This window comes from Hymenobacter perfusus, from assembly GCF_003944765.1.
Classification (GTDB): Bacteria; Bacteroidota; Bacteroidia; order Cytophagales; family Hymenobacteraceae; genus Hymenobacter; species Hymenobacter perfusus.
On record NZ_RWIU01000001.1, the window covers coordinates 460,737 to 487,314 of the forward strand.

The following is a 26,578-nucleotide window of genomic DNA, read 5'->3' on the forward strand; positions in this document are numbered from 1 at the left end:
TTACCAGCTCACCACTTCACCATTTCCTTATGCGCTTCTCTGTTTCCTCCCGCACCATTGCCATTATCCTGTCGTTGCTGGTGGCGGCGGTACTGACGACGCTGGCGTGGCTGGCCCCTACCCTGCCGTTTGAGCAGGGTGTCCTGGCGGCTGGCATTACTGTAGCAGCCTGCTTTCTGCTGCTATACCTAATGTTTGAGGCCCTCATTTTTCGGGAAATCAACAACCTTTACGAGGGGCTGGAACATATCAAGCGCAAGGAATTTCGGCGCATGTCGAACAAGTTTCTGTTCCGACCCGAGCCGCTCAAGCGCATGCGCGACGAGATTCTGGACATGGCCCAGCGCAAGCAGCAGGAAATTGATGAACTCAAGCGCCTGCAGGATCTGCGCCGCGAGTTTCTGGCCGATGTATCGCACGAGCTGAAAACACCCATTTTTGCCGCTCAGGGGTTCGTGCATACGATTCTGGATGATGATGACGTAGACGAGTTCACACGCAAGAAGTTCCTCCAGAAAGCCGCCACCAGCCTTGATGCGCTGGATGCCCTGGTGCAGGACCTCGTCACGATTTCTCAATTGGAAAAAGGTGTCGTACGCATGCGCCGCCAGAGCTTCGACCTTGGCCAGCTGGTGCTGGATATCTTCGAGCAGCTGGAGTTGAAAGCGGCCCGTCGGGGCGTTACGCTGGAACTGACCACACCTACCACCATTCCCGCCAGCACGCTCCGCGTACTGGCCGACCGTAACCGCATCCGGCAGGTACTCATCAACCTCATTGATAACGCCATCAAGTACGGACGTGAAAACGGCCACGTCCGGGTAAGTCTGCAGGAAATCGGCAAAGGCATCCGTATCAGCGTGCAGGACGACGGCGAAGGCATCCCGAAACAGCATCAGAACCGCATTTTTGAGCGTTTCTACCGCATTGACAAAAGCCGTACCCGGGAGTCGCGCGACGCGGGCGGCTCGGGTCTGGGGCTCGCCATCAGCAAGCACATCGTGGAAGCGCACCGCTCCACCATCCGGGTGCGCAGCGAGGTAGGCCAGGGAACTACCCTGGAATTCAAGCTCCCCCGCCCCCGCCGAGCCCCCGAGGAAACGATTTGAATCGAAGTCAAGGAGGGGGGGGGAAATCAAAGCCCGAACGGTAAGTCCGAAGTTTTGGCTTTTCACTTTTTCTCCTCGACTTCACCATAGCCCCGTACCTTTGCAGTTCTATATGAAGCTGCCCAATTTCAACGACCTGATTCTGTTTGAAGACGACGATTTCGTCATCATCAACAAGCCCCCGTTCCTGGCCACGCTCGATGAGCGGTTTGGCGGAGCGCCCAACATCCTGCGCTTGGCCCGCGAGAAATACGACGACATCCAGGCCTGCCACCGCCTTGATAAGGAAACCAGCGGCGCGCTGGCCCTGGCCAAAAACCCGGCCGCCTACCGCCATCTGGCCATGCAGTTCGAGGATCGGCAGGTGAAAAAGGTATACCACGCCGTGGCGTGGGGCGTGCACCACTACGACGGCCTGCGCGTGGACCGCAGCATTGAAACCACCACCAAGGGTAAGGCCCGCCTGGCCTATAAGGGCAAACCCGCCGTAACGCTGGTACGCACGCTGGAGGCCTATACCCGCCATACCCTATTGGAGTGCCAGCCCATTACCGGCCGCATGCACCAGATCCGCTTGCACCTGGCCTACCTGCAGGCCCCCATCGTGGGCGACGGTATGTACGGCGGCGACGACTTCTTTCTGTCCTCGCTCAAGAAGAAGTTCAATGTGAAGCAGGGCGAGGAAGAACAGCCCTTCATCAAGCGGTTTGCTTTGCACGCCCGCCAGCTGACCTTCGCCAAAATGGATGGCGAGTCGGTAACCATTGAAGCCCCCTACCCCAAGGATTTCCGGGTGCTGGTGGAGAATTTGCAGCAGTACCAGTAATCTATTTAGATAACACAATAACAAGGGCGACGCTATGTAGCGCCGCCCTTGTTATTGTGGCCTACATTTTTTCAAATACGGCAACCCGCACAGAGTCATTGTTATTTTTTTGGCGGTTACGGGCCATAACTCCTAGCCACCGTAACCGCAGAGATGCGTCAGCATGCAGCTTTTCGAATGGCGTACCTCCCTCGACAACGGCGTACCATTCATCCCAGAACACCAGGCTGCCTGCAGGCAATGGCCATTCTGTATCCTGCAGCACAGAGGCTGGCCGGTGGCGCGGACCAAACGGATCCAGCTGCGTGGCCATAGCTACATACGGATGCCAGTATACTATTTGAGCACTATTATACTTACGGGCAGCCCAACGGCCAGCAGAGTCTAATAGTACTTGGTCGGAGGCCCGCCCGAAATCCCGCTGCCATCGGAAGGCAATACGCGAACCTGAGAATAGGAACCCGATGACGGCTACCATCAGCACCACCCGAATTATCGTTTGGGTGCCGGAAGTACGCCCTGCCATACTTACAAGCCACACGCCCCGCAATACAACCAAGCTCAACAGGGGTACTATGCTACAAATCACCCGTATCAGCCCCAACGAGCCGAAAATACCCAACATCCAGAATACGGTGTGAGCTACCAGAAACACACTAATGCAGCCGTATACCAGCAGTAATTCGGTAGTGAAAAGTGATTTGCGGAGCCTCACACTGGGTTGTAACCACGTCCAAATCATGCCGGCTCCCCCAAGCCAAAACAGGCCGTACTGTACCCAGCCGATGGTGTCGGCTACCCCCAGAATAAAGTGCCTTACATGACCCGTTGCAAAAGCATAGCTAGTATTATGCACCGGATACGCATTGCGGGTGAATACCCACAAGAAATCCTGATAGACAAACAAACCGGCTACTCCATATATCAGGAACCCCAAACCCAGCCACGGTAGTATCCGCCACTGGCGCATAACCAACAGATAAAAACCATACACCACAATCAGCAAGAATCCTTCGGAACGGGCAAAGGGCAGAAACGACAAAACGGCCGCACCCCACGCCACCCGCCCCCGCAACGCCAGTGCTACGGCGGCCATCAGCACCACACTAAAGGTAGGCTCGGTCAGGCCGGAGAACTGAATGCGGAAATAGTCGGCCGAAGCGTAACAGGAAACAATAGCCAGCCAGGGCCAAGGCATCCGCAACTGGCGGGCGGCATCGTATGCCAGTCCGGCCGCGCAAGCTACCATCAGGCATTGTAGCACCATTACCCCCCGCAAGCCCAACTGCGCCGGCCCGGCCATCAGTTGAACTACCAGCGGCTTGGACCAAGACTCCAGAAAGTTGATCGGATGCTGGAAGGCATAGTGCGCAAACAGATAGTGCATAATACTGTCACTGGAATCATAGGTATTCTGTGTGACGAATACCATGCTGATTGAAACAACCAGTAAGACTGCCAGCAAACCGTATGCACGCCGGTCGGCTGATAGTGGCGCTGAGGCCGGAAGATTAGATAAGGAAGGCAGCATATCGGCGGCGAAAATACGACATGAGCCCGCAGTACCTGTACGCAACCCTTTAACACACAATAATTAGCCCCCGGCTTGCTTTTTGGCGGAAAGACGGTAACTTTGTGTCCGTTTTCCCCGAACTGTGTTCGGCTTCTTCTTCATTTTCAAACGCTTATCCTCCTCCCCAATGGATCATCTGAGCTTCAAGACGGTATCCGTCAACAAAGCCAACGCCAACAAGGGCTGGGTTGTGGTTGACGCCGCCGACGCTACCCTGGGTCGTCTGGCCAGCCAAATTGCCAACATGTTGCGTGGCAAGCACAAGCCCTCCTTTACGCCCAACTCGGATTGTGGCGACAACGTCATCGTCATCAACGCCGACAACCTCCGCGTGACTGGCAAAAAGATGACCGACAAAATCTACATCACCCACTCGGGCTACCCCGGCGGACAGAAGCGCATTAACCTGCGCGACAAGAAAGCCAAGGACTCGACGCGCGTGATTGAGCACGCCGTACGGGGCATGCTGCAAGGCAACAAGCTGGGCGCGGAGCAGTTCCGCAACCTGTATGTGTATGCCGGCGTTGCACACCCGCACGAAGCTCAGCAGCCCAAGGCTGTTTCTTTCACGAATCTCTAAGCCGAATTCGGCCTCTCTTTAACTTCTTCACTTAATGGAAATCTCCAATACCTCTGGTAGAAGAAAAACCTCGGTGGCCCGCATCTATATGCAGGCCGGGCAAGGGAATATCACTATCAACGGCCGGGACATCAAGGCTTACTTCAGCAATGAGCTCCTGGAAAACATCGTGAACCAGCCTTTGGCGACGGTCGAGCAAGTCGGCCAGTACGACATTAAGGTAAACGTGCGCGGTGGTGGCATCTCGGCTCAGGCTGAGGCCATCCGTCTGGCCATCTCGAAAGCCCTCGTCGGCGACAACGAAGAAGTTCGTCCCGCCCTGAAGAAAGAAGGCTTCCTGACCCGTGACCCGCGCATGGTGGAACGTAAGAAATTCGGTAAGCGCAAAGCTCGTCGTTCGTTCCAGTTCTCGAAACGCTAATCTTCCAGAGGAACTCTATCATGGCTCAGACCACCACGTATAAAGAACTGCTTGATGCCGGTGCCCACTTTGGTCACCTCACGCGCAAGTGGGATCCTAAAATGGCGCCGTACATCTTCATGGAGAAGAACGGCATCCATATCATTGACCTGAACAAAACCCTCGTTTCGCTCGACCACGCTGCTGCGGCTATCCGCAACATCGCCAAGAGCGGCCGCAAGGTGCTGTTCGTGGCTACCAAGAAGCAAGCGCAGGAAATCGTAACGGAAGAAGCCAAGCGCCTGAAAATGCCTTTCGTAACGGACCGCTGGTTGGGTGGCATGCTCACCAACTTCGCTACCGTACGCAAGTCGCTGAAGAAAATGAGCACCATCGACAAGATGGTGAAGGAAAACACGGCTTACGCCGCCCTCGCCAAGCGCGAGAAACTGATGATGTCGCGCGAGCGGGAGAAGCTGGAGCGCGTACTGGGCGGCATTGCCGACCTGAGCCGCCTGCCCGCTGCCCTGTTCGTAATCGACGTGAAGCGTGAGCACATTGCCGTGAAAGAAGCCCAAAAGCTGGGTATTCCGGTATTCGCCATGTGCGACACCAACTCGAACCCCGAGCTGGTACAATTCCCGATTCCCGCCAACGACGATGCGTCCAAGTCGATCCAGCTCATCGTGAGCGTGATTGGTAAGGCCATGGAAGATGGTCTGTCGGAGCGCAAAGTCGACAAAGAAGACGCCGACAAGAAGCAAGCCGAAGAAGAAGGCATTCAGGAGAAGCAGAACGCTGACGAATAGTCTTGAAGCAGCTGGAAGCTAGGAGCTAGGAGTTAGAATCTGTGATGTCGGCCACTCGCCCATTCAGTTCTGACTTTTAGCTCCTAGCTTCTTTCTGTACTGCTTCCCTCCTCTCATTTCATTCTAACTACTAGCTTTTCGCTACTAACTCCCAAAGAAATGGCAGCAATTACCGCCGCAGACGTAAACAAACTGCGCACCATGACGGGTGCGGGCATGATGGATTGCAAGAAAGCCCTGGTGGAAGCCGATGGCGACTTCGAAGCAGCCCGTGACCTGCTCCGCAAGCAGGGTCAGAAAATTGCCGACAAGCGTTCGGACAACGAAACGTCGGAAGGCGTGGTACTGGCCGCCGTCAGCGAGGATGGCACCAACGGCAAGCTGGTGTCGCTGGCCTGCGAAACCGAGCCTGTTTCCAAGGTTCCCGATTTCAAGGATCTGGCCCAGCGCGTGCTGGACACGGCTGTAAAAAGCAACGCCGCTACCAAGGAAGATCTGCTGGCTGCTTCGCAGGAAGACGGCCGCTCCCTGCAAGAGCACATCACCGACCTGATGGGCAAAATCGGCGAGAAGCTGGTCGTAACGGCCTACGAGAACATCACGGCTGAGAAGGTAGCTTCCTACATTCACTCCGACAACAAGAAGGGTGTACTCGTGGCCATGAAGAACGTAGGCGGTGCCGACGTAACAACCGTTGGCCGCGACGTAGCCATGCAAATCGTAGCCATGAAGCCCGTTGCCCTCGACAAAGACGGCGTTGACTCGGCTACCGTGGAGCGCGAAATCGAAATCGGCAAAGAGCAGGCTCGTTCCGAAGGCAAGCCCGAGGCGATGCTGGAGAAAATTGCCCAAGGCAAGCTGAACAAGTTCTACAAAGAGAATACCCTGCTCAACCAGGAGTTCGTGAAGGACAACTCGGTGACCATCGCCCAACTGCTCGACAAGACGCAGAAAGGTCTGACCATCTCCGACTTCAAGCGCGTAGCCATCGTAGGCTAAGCTTCCCTGGAAGTTTCAGACGTAAAAAAGCCCCGCTGGCAGCTGCCGGCGGGGCTTTTTTGTGTGGTAATACTATTGCACTACCGGCTTCGGCTTATTCATTTCAATATGCATTTTCGTCATCATATCCAGGTAGTTTTCCAACGGCTCCATGCCGATGGCGGCGCGGCGTTGGTTAACGTGCGCGGGGTCGCGCAGGGACCTGGATACCGCTTTAACGGCTGGTGTGCCTGCCCCTTCATACGTTACCTGAGTACCATATTCTTCAGGTTGACCTGCGTTGATGGCTACACGGTCGGTAAGGTAAGCGTAATTGACGGGGCTGGCATTTTTACGTTTTACCTCAGGCAGCATTAGCTTGAGTATCTGGCGCTGGAAGTCGGGATGCGCATCGGCATGCTGCACCAGTAGCCAGAAGTTGCCGGAGCTTTTTGCACCTACCTGACGAAAGCCGGGGTAGCCAACCTGCCGCACAATTTTTTCCAGCACAGGCTGGTGACGAGCATAATTTTCTTTCTCTACATCCTCCAGATTGCGCCCGGCACTATCGGGCAGTTGCTTGAACATCTGCTGCATAGGCCACTGGTCTACATACGCCAGACTATCCAGCATTTTGCTGAGTTTGGGGTATAGCACAGGGCCGCTTTGTGCCGATGCCTGCCCGGCAAAACTCATTGCCAACAGAAATATGAGCGTTGATTTCATAGTTGAAGAAGATGTACGACCTGAATGTAGCTCTAAAGTATTCGTTTACTGCCCGTTCAGCAGCATGCGGTAGGCACGCACGCGGGCGGCGGCATTCTGGCGGATGTTGCCGTAGAACAAGGCGTAATCGGCAATGTGGAAGGAGTTGCGCAGTTCCGGGTGGCCGGGCAGCAGGAAGCGGGGGTAGCCTTTGGGTTGGGGCGGATGCACCCACACGAGGCCGTTAGCCACTTTGGCATCTACCACGCGCTTGTCCAGCCGGTTGAACTCGTGTGGGACGCCGCCTAGGTTGAGGCGGGCCGGAGCCGTGATGGTGTCGCGCGTCCAGGTAAGCGGATTGACGGCTACCGCTTTTTCAAAGGGTTTGGATGCAGTGCCCCAGGCCACCGTGTTCCAGGCAACGTAACACCCGGTCTGGGTGGAGTCTTCGCAGGGACGAAGGTGCTGAAAGTCGTCGGCCTTTACGTTGAAGCCGATGAGGTAGGCCGCTACCAGCTGTCGGCGTAGCGCAGGACTAGTATCAAAGAAATCCTGTAACAGCTGGGTGGCGTGCACGGTGCCTTGGCTGTGGCTGGCAATGATGATGGGGCGGCCGTGGTTGAAGTTGTCGAGGTAGTACTGAAAAGCGGCTTTTACGTCCATGTAGGCCAGATCCAGGGCCGCCTTGCCACTGGCATCCTTCTCATCAAAGAAGGAAAATAACGTAGCCTGTCGGTAGCGCGGCGCATATACCCGGGCCGTATTGTTGAAAGCCGAAGCCTGCCCCCGGATGACACTTTCATCGGTGAAACGGTTAAGCCGCTCGTTGGCCAGGCTGGCATTCCACTGCTTGCGCCAATAATAGGTGGTAGGATGAATAAAGAAGACATCGGCCGGGGCGTTGCGCTGGTTGTCACGCAGCAGCGTATTGCGCGGCACCACATCGGCCGAGTCGCGCCGGTCAGGCAGAGCGGCCCAGTTGTCCTCCATACGGTAGTCGGGCGCCTCGGGAACCGGGGTAACAGCAAAGTCCTGCGCTGGCTTGAGCACTTTCAGGCAGGCACTCAGCGGCAAAACTCCCAGGATAAGCAGATAGAAGAAACGGCGGGACATCAGAAAAACAAGAATCGGCGGGCTATAAAAACGCCAACGCACACTGCCGGTTGCAGGCAGCGTGCGTTGAGGCCACTAAAAAGCTGGCTAGTTAGTCAGTGAAGTTGTTTTCAAGTAGTTTTTCCTGGCGCAGATACACGATTTTAAAGTTCTTATCGAAGCGTACCCGCACCTGGGCGGCGGTCTGCTGGTGCTTCTGCAATGACTGCCGCAACGCGCTGCTTTTCTCCACGAAGGTGACTACCCGGGAGCCATCGGCCACGGGCGGGCTCACCTTCAGCGTGCCAGGCTCGATAGTACTCTGCGCCTCCAGAAATTCAGGAAAATGCGACCTATCCAGCTCGGCGGTAATAGCGGCCGGCGTGGTATTCTGCTGCAAATAGAACCGCTCTACTTTGGGAGCAAAATACGCCGAGGCCGAAAAAGGGGCGGCCTGCAGATCGGAATAATAGTTCTGCAAAACCCCTTCAATTCGGGCCTGGGCAGCACTTTCATCAGCTACTGCCGGCGCGGCCGGCGCATCCTCGGCCGGAGCCGTTACGGGTGCAGCTACGGAATCGGGGGCGGGGGCAGGCGTAACGGGTATAACTGGAGCAACGCGGATGGTTTCGGGGGCGGCGGCGGGCGGCAGGTCAATCTGCTCCGACTGCGGGCCTTCTTCAGGACGCGTGGCCAGGGAATCGGCGGCGGTGAGGTTAGTGCTGGACAGGCGCTCGGAGTCGCGGTTGCCCAGCATCAGGTAGGCCACCAGACTCAGCAACAGTATAATGCCGCCAATGATGAGGATGGTACTGAGCGGGCTTTTAGCCGGGGCCGCGTAGGCGGTTTCCTCCACGTACTCCGCCGAATCAGGGACGGCCGGCGTTACAAAAGCATCGTCCTGGCTGGGCGAGGCTCCGGGCCGGCCGGCTTCCAGCGGATGCGAGAAGCCGGGCGTGGCTACGGGCGGCGTGGGCGGCACGGCCGTGCGCGGGCCCCCAACCGGCTCGGTGGTCACGGGCGGCAGCAACGGGTCCTCAATGGGCGCAATGGTTGTGGTAGGCTCTGAGGCAACCGGGTAATCGAGTGGCAGCGCGCCGATGGGCGGGGCCAAGGAAACCGGCAAATCGGTGGGCGGCGCGGGTGACGCGCCGGGCGCAGCATTGAAAACCAGCTTCTGCTTCAGCATATCAAATTCCTGCTGGGTGATGGTGCCCGCATCCAGCCATTCCTTAAGCTGGCGCAGGGTATCGAGGGGAGAAGGGTCTTTTTCCATGAGTTGGGAGAGGCGGGCGCAAGGGCGCCAAAGCAGTTATTTCCGGTCGAGGTTGGTGAGGCGGGCGCGGCGACGCTCCAGCTGCTGCTTACGCACTTCCATCAGGCGGGCGTTGTCAATGAGCTTCACCGAATCCTCAGCCGATTTGAGCTTGTTATCGATGTTCTGCTTTTTGAGCTGCTCGATTTTCTCGAGGTTGTTGGTGGTATTACTGGCCAGACTCACCCGCTCCTTCTCCAGCTTCTCCTTCTCCTTTTCGGCGGCGTTCAGCTGCTTCTCGGCGTCGGCAATCTGCTCCCGGTAAGCTTTCAGGCGGGCGGCAGCGGCAAAGCTCTGCACGATGTTACGCAGGGCACTAAACTCCGAGGGAGTACCCGTGGCCGAGAGGAACGACTCGGGGCCGGTGGCGGCCCACACCGACAGCTCCGCCACCGAATCGGAAGGCGCCGTGACGGTGGAGTACAGGTCGATGAGCTTGCCCGTGACGCTGGACATGGGCACCTGCTTGGCCGCCAAGATGTCCTTTTTGCCCACGCCAAACACTCCGTCGCCCTTCAGCTTGATGTTGTAGGTATCCTTGAGCCAGCTCTGCCAGAAGTCGCGCGTCCACTGGGCGGTGCCGTCAATCTGCACCTTGAAGGCTTCCCGCTCGCGCTTATCAAAGTTCACGGTGCTGGTGCGTGCATCATACAGCTGGGCACTGGCGGCCAGCGGAGCCACAAAAGCCGCCAGCAGAAATAGAAAGGCAGAAAGTCGGAACATAGATTGGGGGAGAAAGAAAAGAGAAATACGACTAATAGCCGCGCTTCAAATGCCGTGCCGGTCGAAAGCGGCCTGCAAATCCTGCTGCATGCCTTTGAACCGCTGCACGGCCGCCTGCACAAACTCGTCGTCGAGCAGCAGGTGTACGTCGGCTTCGCTGGTCAGGTCCAGCTCGCTTACTTTATACGTTTGCTCGAAAGGGCCTTTTTCCAGCTTGATCAGGTACTTGCCGTTCCAGCTGAACAGGGTGATTTTGGCTTCCGCATGCGGAATAATGGCGAGCTGACGCATAACAAAGGACGGAGGCAGTTTAACGGGGCGAAGATACGCAGGCCGTAGCAACCCCAACCGGCAGGCCAGATAACTCACAGGGATAAAGTCAGAAGTCAACGCCCGGCTGTCATCCTGAGTGCAGCGAAGAACCTTATCACGTCAGCACGAGCCGTTGTACGGGCGTCGTTCTACTGTAAAAGGTCCTTCGCTGCACTCAGGATGACAGCCGGGCGTTGACTTTCTCCCTCTGACTTTCTCTTCTCAGGTGTGCAGGATAACGTAGAGGGAGGCCGAGGAAATCACCACCCACAGCAACACGCCCAGCGCAAACGGCTTCGGTCCCACCGAACGAATAGCTTGCAAGGACAAGCCGGCCCCGATAAAAAACAGCGTCACCGTGAGGCCCATCCGGGCGGCCTGCACCAGCCAGGGCCCTACTGCGTGCGTGGCGGGCACGTAAGTATTGAGCAACATAGCCCCGACGAAGCCCAGAATAAACCAGGGCAGCTTCACTTTCACACCCTGCTGCTTGAACACCATGGCCGTACCCAGGGCCACCGGAATAATCCAGAGGGCGCGGGCCAGCTTGATGGTGGTAGCTACCTCCAGGGCCTCTTTGCCGTAAGCGGCGGCGGCTCCTACCACCGAGGACGTATCGTGGATGGCAATAGCGCACCAAAGGCCGAACTGCTGCTGGCTAAGGTTGAGCGAGTGCCCGATGGCCGGAAACGCAAACAGGGCAATGGCATTGAGCACGAACACCGTGGCCAGTGCCACCGACATTTCTTCGTCTTTGGCGCGCAGCACCGGGCCCACGGCCGCAATGGCCGAGCCCCCGCAAATCGCGGTGCCGCAGGAAATGAGGTGCGTTACGTGGCGGCCCAGCTTCAGCCAGCGGCCAGCCGCGTAGCCCAGCACCAGCGTACCGACAATGGAGCAGATAGTGAACAGAATGCCCTGCCGCCCGGCCTGCACCGCCGAGTGGGCATTCATGCCGAAGCCCAGCCCGATGACGGAGTATTGCAGCAGTTTGGCCGTGTACTTTTTGGTGAAAGCCGGAAATGGGTTGCCAAGGGTTTGGGCCAGCCCTAACCCCAATGCCAGTGCTACCGGCGGCGAGGCCCAGGGGGTAAGACAAAATACCAGCACCAGCCCGAAGCCCAGCCGGGACAAAAGCAGGCGGCGCTGGGAGCCGTCGGTGGGGAGGTGGCTTTGCCCGAGGGAGGCGGTGGGGGTGGGATGCGGGAGGGTGGCTTTCACGGAGGGGAATCGGAAGTGGGTGCTTCGGCGCAAAAGTACGGCCGCTGCTCCCCGCTCAATAATCCCGAATAGTTATACGCTATTACCTGAAGTTATAATACCCTGCACATACCGCAGAAACCGCTCGGCGGGTCGGGTCAGGGGCTGACCCTGTACCCACAAGCCTTCAAACTGCCGCCGCAGTTGCAGGCCTTCGATGGGCACTTCCTCCAGCAGGCCCGCCGCCAGCTCCCGCGTGAGGGCCCGCCCCGATACGAAACCCAGCGCCTCGGGCGCGGCTTCCAGGTAGGTTTTGATGGCTTCGGTGTTGTCGAAATAGAACACGACCTGCAGGCTGGCCAGCTTGATGCCCCGCTCCCGCAACGCGAATTCCAGCACTTCCAGCGTACCCGAACCCCGCTCCCGCAGCACCAGCGGGTGGGCAAGAGCCTCGGCCAGAACCAGCGGCTGCACGGGCGGCCCGGCCGCCGTGGCGCGGCGCACGGCCACCAGCTCATCATCCAGCAAAGGCTCGTAGTGCAAATCCCGGCTCTTGGCGCGGCCTTCCACGAAGCCCAGATCCAGCTGCCCGGCCAGAATAGCCTCGGCAATCTGCTCGGAGTTGCCGTTGAGCAGGGTGAGCTGTACCTGCGGGTACCGCTGCTGGAACCCAGGCAGCAACGCCGGCAGCACGTACTGGCTGAGCGTGGTGCTGGCCCCCAGGCGCAGACGGCCGGCAGCTTCGCCGTGTAAATCGTGCAGCTTTTCGGTAAGGTTCTGATGCAGCTGCTCCACTTCGTCGGCGTGGGTGAGCAGCAGCCCCCCGGCTTCGGTGAGGCTGACGCGGTTGCCGCGGCGCTCGAACAGCCGCTGCCCGTAGGTGCGCTCCAGCTCCCGGATGTGCTTGGTAATGGCCGGCTGGGTGATGAATAGTTCCTGGGCCGCCTTGGTGAAGCTCAGGTGCCGGGCCACCGACTGGAACACGCGCAAACGAAAATCGGGCATAAGCAGGCCGGCGGGAAAGGAGAAGCCAGGAGAATAGTGCCGCGCTTTCTGCAACACCGCCTAAATTTAGCCTATGAAACGTAACCTTCTCACCGCGCTGGCGCTGCTGCCGCTGGCCGCCGCTGCCCAAACCAGCAGCGTCTACACCCCCGAGCTGCTCTGGAAACTGGGCCGCCTGGGCGAAATGCAGGTATCGCCGGACAAGAAAACCGTGGCCTACACCGTCACGCGCTACAACCTGGCCGATAATAAAGGCCAGTCCGACATCTGGCTGGTGCCCGTGGCCGGCGGTGCTGCCCGGCAGCTCACCAACACGCCTGCCGTATCGGAAAACACCCTGAACTGGCGGCCCGATGGCAAGCTGACCTTCCTGAGCGGGGAAAGCGGCGCCGACCAGCTCTACGTGATAAGCCCCGACGGCTCGGGTAGGCAGCTGCTGAGCCAGTTCCCCGACGAAGGCCTGAGCAACCTGAAGCTGGCCCCCAAAGCCAACTTCGTGCTGTATACCCAGGACGTGAAAACCGGCAAATCGGTGCAGGACTGGTACCCCGACCTACCCAAGGCCGATGCCAAAATTATCGACGACCTGAACTACCGCCACTGGAACGTGTGGGACGACTACAAAGCCTCGCACGTATTCTTCCAGCCCGTGGGGGCCGATGGCAAGCCTACCGGCTATGGCAAGGACGTGATGGTCGGGGAGAAGTTCGACGCGCCGCTGCAGCCGCTGGGCGGCTCCGAGCAGCTCAACTTCGCGCCCGACGGCTACCGGCTGGCTTACACCTCGCGCAAGCTCACGGGCAAGGCCGAGGCCGAAAGCACCAACTCCGACATCTACCTCTACGACGTGCGCACCGCCCAGACCCAGAACCTGAGCGAAGGCCTGGGTGGCTACGACACCGAGCCGGTGTTTTCGCCCGACGGTTCGAAGGTGGCCTGGCTGAGCATGGCCACGCCCGGCTTTGAGTCGGACCGCAACGGCATCGTGGTGTACGATTTCAAGACCAAAAAGCGCGAGGACGTGACCAAAGGCTCGGAGCAGAGCGCCGCCAACCTGCGTTGGAGCCCCGATAGCAAGACGCTGTACTTCGTGAGCCCGCTGGAAGGCACCGAGCAGCTGTTCAGCGTACCGGCCAAGGGCGGCAAGGTGCAGCAACTCAGCAAGGGCGCGTTCAACTACAACAGCTTCGAGCTGGCCGGCCCCGGCGTGGCCATCGTCAGCAAAACCACCCAGGCCAGCCCCGCCGACCTGGTGCGCGTGGACCTGAAAACCGGCCGCGAAACCGCCCTCACCACCATCAACGCGCAGGAGCTGGCCGGCGTGAAAACCGGCAAAACCGAAGCCCGCATGGTACGCACCACCGACGGCAAGCAGATGCAGGTGTACGTCATCTACCCGCCTGATTTCGACCCCGCCAAGAAGTACCCGGCGCTGCTCTACTGCCAGGGCGGCCCGCAGAGCCCCATTACGCAGAGCTTCTCCTACCGCTGGAACTTCCAGCTGCTGGCGGCCCAAGGCTACATTGTGGTAGCGCCCAACCGCCGCGGCCTGCCCGGCTTCGGCACCGAGTGGAACAACAGCATCTCGGGCGACTGGGGCGGCCAACCCATCCAGGATTACCTCTCGGCCATTGATGCCGTGAGTGCCGAGCCCTACGTGAACAAGGCCCGGCTGGGCTGCGTGGGCGCTTCCTATGGAGGCTACTCGGTGTACCTGCTGGCCGGCAAGCACGAGGGCCGCTTCAAGACGTTTATTGCCCACTGCGGCCTCTACAACCTCACCAGCTGGTACCCCAGCACCGAGGAAATGTTCTTCGCCAAGCACGACATCGGGGCCGCGCCCTGGGAAACGCCGCTGCACAAGAGCTACACCGATTTCAACCCCCAGCAGTTCGCCAAAAACTGGGATACGCCCCTGCTGGTGATTCACGGCGGCAAGGATTTTCGGGTGCCCGAGGGCCAGGGCATGGAGGCCTTCGGCACGGCGCAGCTACAAGGCATTCCGAGCCGCTTCCTATACTTCCCTAACGAAGGCCACTGGATCGGCAAGCCCCAGAACTCGGTGCTCTGGAACCGGGTGTTCTTCGACTGGCTGGGCCGCACGCTCAAGCCCGAAGCCACGAAATAAGCAGTTGATTTTAGAGAAGCCCCGCTCGGCCGTTGCTGAGCGGGGCTTTTTCGTGTAGCTTCCCGAAATCAGGTATTAATTCATCCCGTGCCTTGGGGTGAAGACACCAACGCAACACTATATATTCCATGAACAAGTTTGCTTTTTTCCTGCTGCTGGCCGGTTTCACCTGCACTATGCCCCTGGCGGCCAGCGCCCAGAAAAAGCCCGCCAAAGCCCCGCAAGCTGCCAACGCGCTGGCCGCCATCAAGGAAGCTGATATCAAAGCTGACCTGTTTGCCTTGGCCGACGACAAGTACCGGGGCCGAGAGGGTGGCACCCTCGATGAGCTGCGGGCCAGTATGTGGCTGGCCGAGAAGATGCGCGCCCTGGGCCTGCAGCCCGCCGGCGACGACGGCACCTTCTTCCAGTTCTTCAACCTGCAACGCACCCGCCTCACCAAAAGCAGCCGCCTGAGCATCGGTACCCACCCGCTACGGCCCAACCACGATGCCCTGGTGTTTGCGCCCACCACCTACACCGTGCAGGCCCCGCTGGTGTACGTAGGCACCGGCACGGCCGCCGAGCTGGCCAAAACCGACATCAAGGGCAAGGCCGTGGCCCTGCTGTTCTCGGGCCAGCCCCCGGCCGATATGAGCTTCCGGCGCTACCTCAGCCAGGTGCTGCGCGATAAATCGGCGGAACTGCTGAAGGCCGGGGCAGTGGCCGTGGTATTCGTAGCCGACGACCGGGCCCAGAACATTTACGAGCACTGGGGCCACACCTACGAGCGGGGCCGCTACGGCCTGCCCGGCGACGCCAACGTGGCGGCCGTAACCACCGCCCCTACCCTGCTGCTGCCCAGCAGCGCCCTGAGCTGGGTGCAGCAGGCTGGCCAGCAATTCACGGCCGATTTGCGCACCGAATCATACCTATACCCTTCCGTAAACATCGTGGCCAAAGTACCCGGCACCGATGCGCAACTGAAAAACGAGTACGTGCTGTTCAGCACCCACCAGGACCACGACGGCGTGCGTGAGGCCGTGCAGGGCGACTCCATCTGGAACGGGGCCGACGACAACGCCACAGGCTGCGCGGCTTTGCTGGCCATTATGCGGGCCTACAAGCAGCAACCCGCCCGCCGCTCGGCGCTGTTCGTGTTTCACGGGGCCGAGGAACGGGGCCTGCTGGGCTCCCGCTACTACTCAGCCAAGCCCACTGTACCCCAGCAAAGCATCGTAGCAGTGCTGAACGCCGAAATGATGGGCCGCAACGCCGCCGACTCGGCCGCTTTGCTGGGCTCGGTGGCCCCGCACCGCAACTCTTCCGACCTCGTGAACCTGGCCCTGGCCGCCAACCAGCAGGGCCCGAAGTTCAAGCTGGATACCGAGTGGGACAAGGCCACCCACCCCGAGGGCTGGTACTTCCGCTCCGACCACCTGCCCTACGCCCGCTTGGGCATTCCGGCCGTGATGTACACCTCCTGGCTCCACCCCGATTACCACACGCCCAAGGACGAAGCCAGCCGCATCAATTACCCCAAACTCCTGCGCATGACGCAGTGGATGTACCTCACCGGCTGGGCCGTAGCCAACCGCCCCGCTCCACCCGCCCGGGAACCCGGCTTCAAGCTGGAACGGTAATCTGCGCGCTGTATAACTGTATAGGTTGCGTTAAGGAATCGACTATTGTGCTGCATTGACATGGGGCTTTGTAATATTATCAGCTATTAGCACGCAACTGGTCAGGCTAACTTTATGAATACCCCTCAGCGGAAGAATGGCCCAGAAAGGCTCGGTTATCTTTCAATCATGAAACGGTCTCTTGCACTATTTTTCCGCACGCACGGTGGCCTTTTGGCGTCTTGGCTAGTACTAGGCCCCATCTTTTGGCACGAGTATACCCCCAGCACGTATGTGCTCAACCGCGCAGACTTGCTACCCCTCATTACGCCGGCCTTATGCACGGTGCGGAATGCTCACCTCTTGTTGTATCTCGTAGTCAGCTTCGTGGGCCTAGGATTGGTATGGCTTTCACCAAGCAGACGAGTATTGCTGGGCGGCATGGTAATCCTGGGCGCTGGATGGTGGCTAACCGAGCGCGGGTTCCGACAGTACTTTGCGGTGGAGTACTATACTATTTGGAAATACCAAGTGGTCGAGAAGCTTGACTATCAGCCGCTCCACGCAGCATATTTAATCCCTTTGTTACTGCAAGACGTGCAGAATCCAGCTGAATCCTTCCGTGTACGGACCAAGCTGGTATTCGCGCTCAGACAGGCAGGGATACAGTCTGCTGTTCCGGTCTTAGAGGCCATCATACACTCCCCTGACCAAGATCCGGAACTCCGGTTTCAGTGCCTTCAGGCGCTTCGGTTGCTGCAACCGCAAAGATTCGCCACCTTATTGGCTACCATGCCCACAGATTCCGCTGTAACACTGTATCAACAATACAAGCGACGTTATAACTAAGCCTTTCTTTTCTGCATAAATCAGTTGGCAGGCAACGTAGTTCGAATTCAGCTTAAGGGCAGGCAGAATTGTTGGCTCATTCCCTCAAATACAATATTTCCCGTCTCCCGAAAGCCTCCTACTTCAACACGGTTTCCGTGACTTTGTTGATGTCGCTGCTGACTTTCTGAATGAACTCCAGTTGCTCGCCCAGCTGAACGTCGGGGGCGGTGGTGGCAGTGGCGGGGAGAGGGTCGGCGGGCAGGCTTTCGGGTTCCTGCGGGTCGAGGCGGTGCAGGCTGCGGTGCAATGACTGCTGCGCGTGACGCAGGCTTTTGAGGCTGCCCGCCGCCAAAGTAGGTCGGGTTTCGCCATTGAGCAAAGAGGTGGTAATAGAGGCCACATTGGATGACAGAATGTGGTTGAGCACCACAAACTCGTGTACCTCCGTGGGCCGGTGCTGCTTGCCCCGGGGCTCCGACATCATCCGTTGAAACGCCGCGCCCAGGTTGGCCGATGACACATACACCTCCTTGCGGGCCAGCTTATAATCAACCAACGCCACCGGGGAGCCGATGAGGGCTTCCTGCAAGGTGCGCAGGTACTGCAGATTGGCCCGCAGCACGGCCTTCAGGTAGTCCTGCAGTTGGTCGGATTCCCAGCGCGGAAACAGCAGGTAGCCCGCCGAAAACGCAATCAGGCAGCCCAGAACGGTATCGAACACCCGCTCCTCCACCACCTGCACGTAGCCCAGCCCCAGAAAGCTGAACAGGATGAGAATGAACGGCGTCATGAACGTGACGGTAACTAGGTAGTTGATGCGCACGAAGCTGTACGACACCACCATAAACACCACCATCAGTACAATCAGCGCCGTGCGGTCGGGAATCAGCCACAGGATGGCGGCCCCCAGCACCCCGCCCGCCAGCGTACCCAGCACCCGCTGCACGTTGCGCTGCTTGGTGAGGCTGAAGGCCGGCTTGAGCATGTAGGTAATCGTCATGAGCACCCAGTAGCTGTGGTGGCCGGGCAGCACTTTGGTAATCAGAAACCCGATCAGGCAGGCCACCAGCATCCGCACGGAGTGGCGAAAAATGCCCGAATGCAGCGTCAGGTGGTCGCGCAGCTGCTTGAGGTCGAAGCTCTGGTGGGCCACGAACCGGCCAAACTCCAGCTCCCGGCCTGAAGCCACCGGCGCGTTGGCATCGAAGTAGGCCAAGATATCCTGCAGGCGCAGCACGAGGTTGCGTAGGTTCACCAGAATCTTCTTGAGCATCAGCGTGTGGCCGGGCCGGGCGGAATCTTCCAGCGCGTCTACCTGGCTTTTGAGGCGGTCCAGGCCGGCCAGCAGGTCGCGGCGGGCGGTATAGCCGTGGTTGGCCTGAATGGCGAAGCCAATGCTTTCCAGCTCGGCGGCCAGCTGCTCTATTTCGGTTGCAATGGCATCGAGCACGCCGGTGGGCTCAAAGCGGCGGTGCAGGTCGGCGTAGTCGTAGTAGGTAATGGTAATCTGCTCGTAGAGGTCCACCAGATCCACGAAGGTGAGCACCAGCCGCCGCCCCGTGCCGGTGGATTCCTTGATGAGCTGGCGGGTTTTGAACAGGATTTCGCGCACGGCGTCCTGCTTCTCGCTCACGGTTACCTGCTGGGTCATCAGGCGGCGGTAGTCGGCCTCCAGGTTGGTGCCGGTGCGGTAGAACTCGGCCTTGAGGCGCAGAAAATCCGCCACCGACCGGATGGCATCCCCAAGAGCCTGCTGGGCCACGCGGTAGGGCCGGATCTGGTTGAGCAGGCCCGCAATGCCGGCGTACCACAGGCCACCCATCACCACCAGCCCGGCGTGGGGCAGCACCTCGGCCAGGGCCAGCGGCCGGTCCAGCATCAGAATCATAATCAGCAAGCCCGCCGTGCCTACTGCCCCGGCTCGGTTGCCGTAGGCCAGCAGCATGGTAAAGGCAAAGCTCACCGCCACCACCATCAGCCCCAGCAACCACGCGTAAGGTAGTATCAGGCCAGTAATCAGCGCCATCAGGCCGGTGAGGGCGGTGGCGGCCAACATGCCGTTGCGCTTATGGGCCGGCGGCCCCGGAATATCGGTCAGGCTCACGCACACGGCCCCCAGCGACACGGTCAGGCCCGTGGTCAGGTCGCCGCGCCAGCCCAGCAGCAGCCCCGGCAGCAGAATAGACAGCGTGATGCGGACGCCGTCGGAAAATTCCTGGCTGGAGAAGAAGTAGCGGAGGGGTCGGGTATCGAAAGCGGACATGCGGGGCACAACAGACGGCAGGCAACAGCAGCAGAACCGGAGTTCTAACTAGCCGAATATTTTCGGCATTCTAACGCAGAACGGCGCGGCAAGATGTGCCGCGCCGTTGTGGAAGGTGCTTTCGTATGATTATACGAGGGAATCAGGCAAAGCAGACCATCATGTTGAGCTTGTCGAAGCATCTCTCCCGATTTACTCTCATGACTGAGGTAGTCTGAGGTAGAGATGCTTCGGCAAGCTCAGCATGACGTTCAGCGGTTGCCCGCACACACCCGCTTTAGTACAGAATATCTTCCACCGGGTCCAGCTTCGGGGGCACGTCGGTTTCGCCCAGCATCTGGCGCAGGTCGATTTCGATGGAGCGGCAGATGGCCGTCATCGAAACGTCGTTCATGTTGTTTTCGAACGGATTCTCGCTGCTGTGCCCCACTTTCTCGATGGTAGCAAACACCCAGGATACCAGCACCGAAAACGGTACCGTCAGCCAGATGTGGTCGGGGCCCATTTTGGCAAATTCCGTCACCAGACCCAGCGGCATGATGGCCGTAAACAGGTAAACGAACAGCATGCTGAAAAAGGCGTACTGACGCGGAAAAGGTGTGTTTTTGATTCGCTCGCAGCCACCCTGCAGGTCGTATAGGGTTTCCAGCGTGTTCATCATCGTCACGTGCTGGAAGTCGTTGAGTAGGCCGCGCTCCTCGCGCAGCACGCGCAGGGCAGCCGCCTGCTGGCGGATGAGCTGGGCGGGCGGGTTGGCCAGGACTCGCAGCTTTTCCGATTCCTCCTCGTCCAGAAAGGGGGCTACTGCCGCATCCCACTGCTCGGGCTGGCGGCGCAGGTGAATGCGCAGCGCATTGCACCAGGCAATCTGGCGGTACACCATGCGGCGGTGCCGCACCGAGAGTTCCTCCGCTGAGGCAGCGGCAGCTTCCACGCCGGGCGCATCCACTACTGAGGTGATGAACTCCAGCACCTGCACGGCCACCATTCGGCTGCTGTTCACAATGCCGCCCCACAACTTGCGACCCTCCCAGAAACGGTCGTAGGAGCCGTTGTTCTTAAAGCCGATGTAGAAGGCCACGGCCGTACCCAGCGTAGCCACCGGCTGCCACGGAATGGCCACCGAGTGAAAATTCAGCGGACCGTAAACCAAGCAAATCAGGGCGCTGTACACCGTGAAGACAGCCACGGATTTCCAGCCCAGTTTCCAGATAATATGCCAACGGAGATTTTCGCGAATGTACACAGAGCGAGGGGTAAGCGTGAGGGAAGCAGGATAAGCCGGCAAGGTAGAGGGCTAACATTAACCTCCTATTAAACCCGGTAATTCTGTATGTGCTTACGTAATTTCCCCCGGTGCAAGTTGCTCAACCGTAGGCGCACCGGCTCAGGCATCAACGTCCACCACAATGCCCATCAGGCGCATGAGCTGGCTGGCATTAAAGGAGCGGCACATGCCGGGCGTGAGGTGATAATCGAAGCGCAGGGTACCGTCGGGATTGAGGTAGCTGTTGAAGCTCACGTTGCGTACGTGGGCCGGCAGGTCGGTTTCCAGGGCGGCCAGCTCCAGGTCGTGGGTACTGATGAGGCCGCTGGCAGGGCGCTGGCGCAGCTGGTACACCAAAGCCCGCGCGCCCCGGTGGCGGTCCTCGGAGTTGGTACCCTTCAGAATCTCATCGAGCAGGTAGAAAACCGGGAGTTGGTTATTGGTTATTGGTTTTTGGTTGGTGGTTTTTGGTTGTTCGTCGTTCGTTGCTGGGTTTTCGGGGAAGGCAGATGAATGTTCTACTCCACCATCAACTTTTACTTTTGAATTTTGAATTTTCTGATCTTCCGTCAGGTCCAGCAGCAGGCGCAGGCGTTTCAGCTCGGCGTAGAAGGAAGAGGTGCTTTCGGCCAGATTATCGTTGGTCCGCATGGCCGTGAACACCTGGGCCGGACCGCAGCGCAAAGCCGCCGCCGGCACCACCGCCCCGGCCTGGGCCAGCACCAGGTTCAGGCCCACCGTGCGCAGAAACGTACTTTTGCCGGCCATGTTGGAGCCCGTCACCACGACCGTCTGCCCGGACCCGGTAGTAGTAAAATCGTTGCGCACGCCTTCGCCCCCGAACAGCAGCGGGTGGCCCAACTGCGTAGCCTCCAAGGTGAGGGCAGGGGCAGTTACGTCGGGCTCGGCAAAGGCGGGGTTGGCGGCCCGGAACGCGGCTAGGCTCACCAGGGCATCCAGCTCAGCAGCGGCTTCCAGCAGCGGCTCCAGGCCGCCCTGCAACCGACGCTTCCAGCGCTCCAGCTGCCACATTCCCCACAAATCCCATAGCAACAACGTATTCAGCACGCCCGCCACGGCTGGGTTCTGGCGGGCCGAAAACCAGCCGGCCACGGCCGCCAACTGCTTCAGCAGACGGGCCGCCGCCGTGCCGCCGGTATTGTGCAGGGTGCGGTGCAGGCGGCGCAGCGCGGGGCTTTGCCACTCGCCGGCTTCAAACAGGGCCAGCTGGTCGTGGGCCGCGCGCAGAGCGTCGCGCATGGCGGTGGCCTGCTGGTAATACTCGGCCCGGATGGCGGCAAAGCGGCTGTTCAGCAGCACGGCGGGCAGCAGCAGCACCATGGCCATGCTGTACCCATTCAGAGCCGCCAGCACCGCCCCTACCGCCAGCACGGGCAGCAGCACCAGCAACGGCAGCAGCCAGCTTCGGGAGGCAAAGAAATCGGGGGTACGCAGCCAGCCGGCAAACTCCCGGGGGTCCTGCTCCTGGCGCGGATAGTGCCGGGCGCGGGCCTGCCACTCCTGCTGCCAGGCCACATCGGGAGCCAGCTCGGCGGCGGCCACCTGCCGCTCGCGCACGGCCGCCGGCGCGGCCGGGGCCAGCAGCCAGCCGGCCAGCCAGTCCTGCCCCAGTCGGGAGGTGCTGCGGTTCAGCAACTGAAACACCGAATGCGGCCCGAATACGTCGAGGTCGGCGGCGTAGGGGTGCTGGGCATCCAGATAGCGCAGGCCGGGGTCGAAGCCGCTGAGCTTGCCTTCCAGCCGGGCCAGCTCCTGCTGGTTGAGCTGGGCCAGCAGGCGGTGGTGCTCGCGCTGGTACCCTACCTTGCCGTGCCACTGCACCAGCCCCAGAAACGCCAGGTACGCGGCCCCAATCACCCCAAAACCCGCCAGGATTTCATCGGCGCTGAACAGCACCCAAACGCCCGCAACCGCCCCGGCAAACACCAGCAGCCGCACCAGCGCCACCAGCCGGTGCCGGCCGGCAAAGTACGTTTCCCGCTCGGTGTGGTGGGTCAGGTTTTCCTGGAACAGCTCGGCGGGAGCAACGGCAAGCTTGCGGAATTCGGCGGAAACGGGCACGGCAGCAGAAACAGGTGAAGCGGCGAAGGTACGGCCTGGGCGGTGCTTTCCTCCCAAAGACCAGGGCGCACCGGAGCGCCGCTTACAGCAGGCGGCGCAACGGGCTTCGAGGTTTCAGAAAACGGGCCATTTCCGCGAAGGTGAACTCCACCCGAAACTGCTGGGCGTAGATTTTGCGCGTGAAATTCGACATATCATCGTACTGCACGTCATGGTTAAAGGAGATTTTACCGTCCTCAATCAACATGTCATCCGGCGGATTATCGGGGCCAATGCGCTGGCTTTGCAGACCCGCTACATCCACTGAATCCTGCTCTTCGTTGTCCGAGGTAGTGGGGTCGAGGTAGGCGGTTATCTGCTGCTGCAGCTTCGCGTTGCAGGCGGCTAGGAAGGCGGCTTTCCGGGCCGGGTCAATTTCATCAGTCTCCAGCGTTTCGCCGGTGCGCAAATCCACTACCACCGACCAGAAGCGGCTGTTCACATTGGCGGCCGTGTACTCATCGCGCAGGGCCACGCTTAGCAGGCCCCGGTTGTTATAGGTTACCCGGGAGTCAATGCCGCCATACCCCTGGTAGCTGCCAGCCGCGTGGTTCCGATGCTCCTCCTCCAGCTCTTCCAGGCTTTGCTCCGACAGGGTTTCGATGTCAGACAGCCAGTACAAGTCCTGGGTCACTTTCATATCCGGCACCGTGAACTGCGGCGCGGTAAACTCGCCGAAGTACGTTTGCTCGCTCACGTTCGCCTTTTGCACCGGCGTGCGGTTCTGGTACGGTCGTAGCTGGGCCGGCAGCTGGCGGCCCGACTTGGCGGCTTGCCAACTGCCCATCAAACCACCCTGCCCGCCGGGTCGCAGCCGGAAGTAGGCGAAGGGCTGCATAGCTTTCCCGCGTTGCCCCCAGCCGGCAGCTACCGTGTCGGGGTGCTCCGGGTCCATTTCCCGCAGCCAGATTTCCCCGTCCGGCGCCCGGAAGCCCCACAGCCGAATGGGTTTCTGCTGGCTTAGGTAGTAGTAAATGCCCGTCAGCTCAGCCTTATCATTCTGAAAGTTAATGGCCAGCCGGAAGGGGTATTTGCCGCCCAGCGTGCCTTCGTAGTCGCCCAGGGCCGTGGTTGCCGGTTTGCTGTCGGTTGCCGCTACCGGAGCCTTTGAGGGCAGGGCGTTTTTGGCAGTATTCTTCGGCTCACAGCTTCCCAGCAGGATCAGTCCTGCCGCTGCACTCAGTAGTATTCGCACAAAAATAAGCATTAGAGTAACCGGCGCAATGGGCTGTCGGGCTTAAGAAAAGGCTTGAGCTCCGCATGGGTAAACGTCAACGGGAAGCTGCCCTGCAACACTTTCCACACGAAATTTGACAGGCCATCATACGAAACCGGGTGGTCGAACACGAGGCCATTTGCACCAATAGTGTATTCCTCGGTGCTGCCCAGGAAAAACTCCTGGCCCAGCACCCCGGCCTGGTCCTCAGCTGACAGAAAATCATCCTGCCCGACCACGCATTCCCTGGCTTTTACCGCCAGTTTCCGCTGCCCCAGGGCCAGAAACTGCGGCAGCAGTTCCGGCTTTAGCTCATCGGCCAGCCGGATGGAGAAACCCGTTACCAGGTCCAGGTTGTAGGTTTTACGCTCGTACCACACACTGGCACCCCGGCCTTCGATTTCGGTGGTGAGGCTCAGCAGCCCCCGGGCGTTGTAGTTGACGGAGTAGTCGGCGCTTTGCGTGCCGCCGTGCTCTGCCAGTTGCTGCCGGAGGCTGGCTATGTCGTCGTTGGTCAGGTTTTCCAGCGAAAACCAGTAGGCCAGCAGCCGGGTCACGCCCGCGTCGGGCACCGTTACCACCGGTACCCGGAACGCCTGCAAGTGGGTTTTGGGCGTTACGTGCGCCACCAGGCCCGGCGGGCGGGCGGCCCCGCCCACGCGCCAGAGCTTCACGGGCAGCAGCGTGGTACCGGAGGCATTAAACCACTGGCCCTGCACCTCCGGCTCATTGGCTTGGCCTAAGCTGATGGTGAACCAGCCGGTAGCTTCCGCAGCGGCCGAGGTATTTTCGCGCAGCTCCAGGGCCTGAGTCGGAACGCTGGGCCGGGTAAAGCCCTTCATCTCCAATGGCTGCCCCTTGGATACATAATAGTACGTGCCCGTCAGCAGCGTATCGGCTTCGCCCGGGCTGAGCTGCAGCCGGATGGCGTATTTGCCCCCAATCTGGCCTTCGTACGCGCCCGCTAAGGCCTGCAGCCGCGCTACCTGCTCAGCCCGGAGGTCGGCCCAGGTAGTATTCTGGTCGGTATCCTGCGCCTGCGCGGTTAGGCCGCAGCCCAGCGTCGCCAGCAGCAGCAGGCCCACCGATGTATAGATATGCATAGCTCTGGCTGATTCCTAATAACTGACTTATAACCGGCTACCCCTGCAGGGCCGCCACGCACTTCAGCTCAATGGCAATGGGCGTGGGCAGGCGGTTGATTTCGACGGTGGTACGGCAGGGCTGATTGGTCTGGAAATACTGGGCGTAGAGGCGGTTGTAGGTGGCGAAATCGTCCTGCATGTTGGTCAGGAACACCGTCACGTCCACCAGATCCTCCCAACGGGCGCCCGCGTCTTCCAGAATGTAGCGCACGTTCTGGAACACGGCGTGGCACTGGCTTTCGAAGTCGTAGCGCACAATGCTGCCCTGCTCGTCCAGCTCCACACCGGGTACCTGCTGCTGGCCCCTCTGGCGCGGCCCCACGCCCGAGAGAAACAGCAGGTTGCCCACGCGGCGGGCGTGCGGATACAGGCCCACCGGCTCGGGGGCGCGGCCGGAGTGGTGGGCGGCGGAAGTTACGTCAGGTTGCATAGCGTCAAATCTACCGAAAAGCGGTTCTTTTCGTATCATCCGGAAACTGTGGCCGGGGCTGGTGCGGTTGTTGTGCCAACCGGCCAGTCCGCCCCTCTCTGCTCCCGTCCGTTATGAAACATACTTTTCGTCTGCTGCCCCTGGCGGCCTTACTGAGCACGGCCGCACTGGCTCCCGCCGTGGCCCAGAAGCTTAAGTACCCCAAAGCCCCGGCCGCATCCGAAATCTACGACGCGGTGGAAAAGCCGGCCGTGCCGGTGGGTGGCGTGGAAGCCTACGCGCAGTATCTGGCCGATAAGCAGCAGTACCCCACCGCCGCTTTGCAAGCCGGCGCGCAGGGCACCGTGACGGTGACGTTCGTGGTGGAGAAAACCGGGGCCATTTCCAACGTAGCAGTTACGCAGCCCGTGAATCCGGCCCTGGATGCCGAGGCCATCCGGCTCATCAAAGGTGGCCCGCGCTGGACGCCGGCCCAGCACCGGGGCGGCGTAGTACGGCAGCGGACCACGGTGCCCATCAGTTTTGAAATTCCGGCGGAAACCGGCACCGCCGCCGCCGCCACACCCGCCGGCACTTCTGCCGAAGGCCCGACTACCCAGGTGGTTAAGCCCGACCAGCCGGCCCGGCCGGTGGGCGGCACCGAGACGTTTTTTGCCTGGATTCAGCAGAACCAGAAGTACCCGACCCTGGCCCTCCAGCGTAAGGTGCAGGGCAAGGTGCTGATGGAATTTGTCATTCAGAAAGATGGCACCCTCACCGATATCAAACCCGTGCAGCGCCTCGGCTCCGGCCTCGATGAGGAAGCCATCCGGCTAATCAAGGCCGCGCCCAAGTGGCAGCCGGCCACGTACCAGGGCCAGCCGATGAAGCAAAAGATGGTGCTGCCGGTTCTGTTTACGCTGTAAATAGCAGGTGACTTCGCCGGGTCACCGTAAAGTATTATTCCGCC

The 26,578-nt window shown here is 60.0% G+C and carries 23 protein-coding genes; 9 read left to right on the forward strand and 14 right to left on the reverse strand.

Features of this window, described 5'->3' with window-relative positions:
- Positions 1–29: 29 nt before the first annotated feature.
- Together EI293_RS01980 and EI293_RS01985 are read left to right on the forward strand one after the other, a co-directional pair.
- Positions 30–1,109: a sensor histidine kinase gene (locus EI293_RS01980; protein ID WP_125435220.1), complete on the forward strand. Its 1,080-nt coding sequence runs from the start codon at positions 30–32 to the stop codon at positions 1,107–1,109.
- 112 nt (positions 1,110–1,221) lie between these two features.
- On the forward strand, positions 1,222–1,935 hold the full coding sequence (locus tag EI293_RS01985; protein WP_170170206.1) for an RluA family pseudouridine synthase: 714 nt from the start codon (positions 1,222–1,224) through the stop codon (positions 1,933–1,935).
- A 61-nt stretch (positions 1,936–1,996) separates the two neighbouring features.
- Here EI293_RS01985 and EI293_RS01990 read toward each other — a convergent pair whose 3' ends face one another.
- Positions 1,997–3,466 (reverse strand): phage portal protein, encoded by a 1,470-nt coding sequence (locus EI293_RS01990; protein WP_125435223.1) that lies wholly within the window; start codon positions 3,464–3,466, stop codon positions 1,997–1,999.
- A 169-nt stretch (positions 3,467–3,635) separates the two neighbouring features.
- Here EI293_RS01990 and rplM point away from each other — a divergent pair, with 169 nt between their 5' ends.
- The 4 genes from rplM (at position 3,636) to tsf (ending at position 6,296) form a co-directional block, all read left to right on the forward strand.
- On the forward strand, positions 3,636–4,088 hold the full coding sequence (rplM, locus tag EI293_RS01995; RefSeq protein WP_044003174.1) for a 50S ribosomal protein L13: 453 nt from the start codon (positions 3,636–3,638) through the stop codon (positions 4,086–4,088).
- Positions 4,089–4,122: 34 nt separating this feature from the next.
- Positions 4,123–4,509 (forward strand): 30S ribosomal protein S9, encoded by a 387-nt coding sequence (gene rpsI, locus EI293_RS02000; RefSeq protein ID WP_044003175.1) that lies wholly within the window; start codon positions 4,123–4,125, stop codon positions 4,507–4,509.
- A gap of 20 nt (positions 4,510–4,529) precedes the next feature.
- Complete coding sequence (gene rpsB / locus EI293_RS02005; protein ID WP_044003176.1) at positions 4,530–5,297, forward strand: 30S ribosomal protein S2; 768 nt, start codon at positions 4,530–4,532, stop codon at positions 5,295–5,297.
- A 159-nt stretch (positions 5,298–5,456) separates the two neighbouring features.
- Positions 5,457–6,296 (forward strand): translation elongation factor Ts, encoded by an 840-nt coding sequence (gene tsf / locus EI293_RS02010; protein ID WP_125435225.1) that lies wholly within the window; start codon positions 5,457–5,459, stop codon positions 6,294–6,296.
- 72 nt (positions 6,297–6,368) lie between these two features.
- Here the strand turns inward: tsf and EI293_RS02015 are convergent, their stop codons facing one another.
- From EI293_RS02015 to EI293_RS02045, 7 genes are all read right to left on the reverse strand, one after another.
- Positions 6,369–7,001: a DUF6624 domain-containing protein gene (locus EI293_RS02015; protein WP_125435227.1), complete on the reverse strand. Its 633-nt coding sequence runs from the start codon at positions 6,999–7,001 to the stop codon at positions 6,369–6,371.
- A 45-nt stretch (positions 7,002–7,046) separates the two neighbouring features.
- Entirely contained in the window at positions 7,047–8,093 is a 1,047-nt protein-coding gene (locus tag EI293_RS02020) for a DUF3089 domain-containing protein (RefSeq protein ID WP_125435229.1), read from the reverse strand.
- A gap of 91 nt (positions 8,094–8,184) precedes the next feature.
- Complete coding sequence (locus tag EI293_RS02025; RefSeq protein WP_125435231.1) at positions 8,185–9,348, reverse strand: SHOCT domain-containing protein; 1,164 nt, start codon at positions 9,346–9,348, stop codon at positions 8,185–8,187.
- A 36-nt stretch (positions 9,349–9,384) separates the two neighbouring features.
- A complete protein-coding gene (locus tag EI293_RS02030; RefSeq protein WP_125435233.1) occupies positions 9,385–10,110 on the reverse strand; it encodes a hypothetical protein in 726 nt (241 codons plus the stop codon).
- A 45-nt stretch (positions 10,111–10,155) separates the two neighbouring features.
- A complete protein-coding gene (locus EI293_RS02035) occupies positions 10,156–10,401 on the reverse strand; it encodes a hypothetical protein (protein WP_125435235.1) in 246 nt (81 codons plus the stop codon).
- A gap of 243 nt (positions 10,402–10,644) precedes the next feature.
- Positions 10,645–11,643 (reverse strand): YeiH family protein, encoded by a 999-nt coding sequence (locus tag EI293_RS02040; protein WP_246010506.1) that lies wholly within the window; start codon positions 11,641–11,643, stop codon positions 10,645–10,647.
- Between the two features lie 72 nt (positions 11,644–11,715).
- A complete protein-coding gene (locus tag EI293_RS02045; RefSeq protein ID WP_125435237.1) occupies positions 11,716–12,627 on the reverse strand; it encodes a LysR substrate-binding domain-containing protein in 912 nt (303 codons plus the stop codon).
- 73 nt (positions 12,628–12,700) lie between these two features.
- Here EI293_RS02045 and EI293_RS02050 point away from each other — a divergent pair, with 73 nt between their 5' ends.
- Both EI293_RS02050 and EI293_RS02055 read left to right on the forward strand, forming a co-directional pair.
- Positions 12,701–14,755, forward strand: a complete 2,055-nt coding sequence (locus EI293_RS02050) for a S9 family peptidase (RefSeq protein ID WP_125435245.1) — start codon at positions 12,701–12,703, stop codon at positions 14,753–14,755.
- Between the two features lie 128 nt (positions 14,756–14,883).
- Positions 14,884–16,377, forward strand: coding sequence for a M28 family metallopeptidase (locus tag EI293_RS02055; protein WP_125435247.1), 1,494 nt, complete (start codon positions 14,884–14,886; stop codon positions 16,375–16,377).
- A gap of 946 nt (positions 16,378–17,323) precedes the next feature.
- Here the strand turns inward: EI293_RS02055 and EI293_RS02060 are convergent.
- From EI293_RS02060 to EI293_RS02085, 6 genes are all read right to left on the reverse strand, one after another.
- On the reverse strand, positions 17,324–19,450 hold the full coding sequence (locus EI293_RS02060) for an FUSC family protein (protein WP_125435249.1): 2,127 nt from the start codon (positions 19,448–19,450) through the stop codon (positions 17,324–17,326).
- Positions 19,451–19,727: 277 nt separating this feature from the next.
- Positions 19,728–20,639, reverse strand: a complete 912-nt coding sequence (locus EI293_RS02065) for a bestrophin family protein (protein WP_170170207.1) — start codon at positions 20,637–20,639, stop codon at positions 19,728–19,730.
- A 198-nt stretch (positions 20,640–20,837) separates the two neighbouring features.
- Positions 20,838–22,799 carry a MutS-related protein gene (locus EI293_RS02070; RefSeq protein WP_125435253.1) on the reverse strand — a complete coding sequence of 654 codons (1,962 nt, stop codon included), beginning with the start codon at positions 22,797–22,799 and terminating at the stop codon, positions 20,838–20,840.
- An 82-nt stretch (positions 22,800–22,881) separates the two neighbouring features.
- Entirely contained in the window at positions 22,882–24,033 is a 1,152-nt protein-coding gene (locus EI293_RS02075; RefSeq protein WP_125435255.1) for a hypothetical protein, read from the reverse strand.
- Between the two features lie 11 nt (positions 24,034–24,044).
- The gene (locus EI293_RS02080) at positions 24,045–25,157 is read right to left on the reverse strand and encodes a hypothetical protein (RefSeq protein ID WP_125435257.1); all 1,113 of its coding nucleotides are present in this window, start codon (positions 25,155–25,157) and stop codon (positions 24,045–24,047) included.
- 37 nt (positions 25,158–25,194) lie between these two features.
- A complete protein-coding gene (locus EI293_RS02085) occupies positions 25,195–25,629 on the reverse strand; it encodes a RidA family protein (protein WP_125435259.1) in 435 nt (144 codons plus the stop codon).
- Positions 25,630–25,742: 113 nt separating this feature from the next.
- Between EI293_RS02085 and EI293_RS02090 the strand changes: the two genes are divergently transcribed.
- Positions 25,743–26,534 (forward strand): energy transducer TonB, encoded by a 792-nt coding sequence (locus tag EI293_RS02090; RefSeq protein WP_125435261.1) that lies wholly within the window; start codon positions 25,743–25,745, stop codon positions 26,532–26,534.
- Positions 26,535–26,578 lie beyond the last annotated feature (44 nt).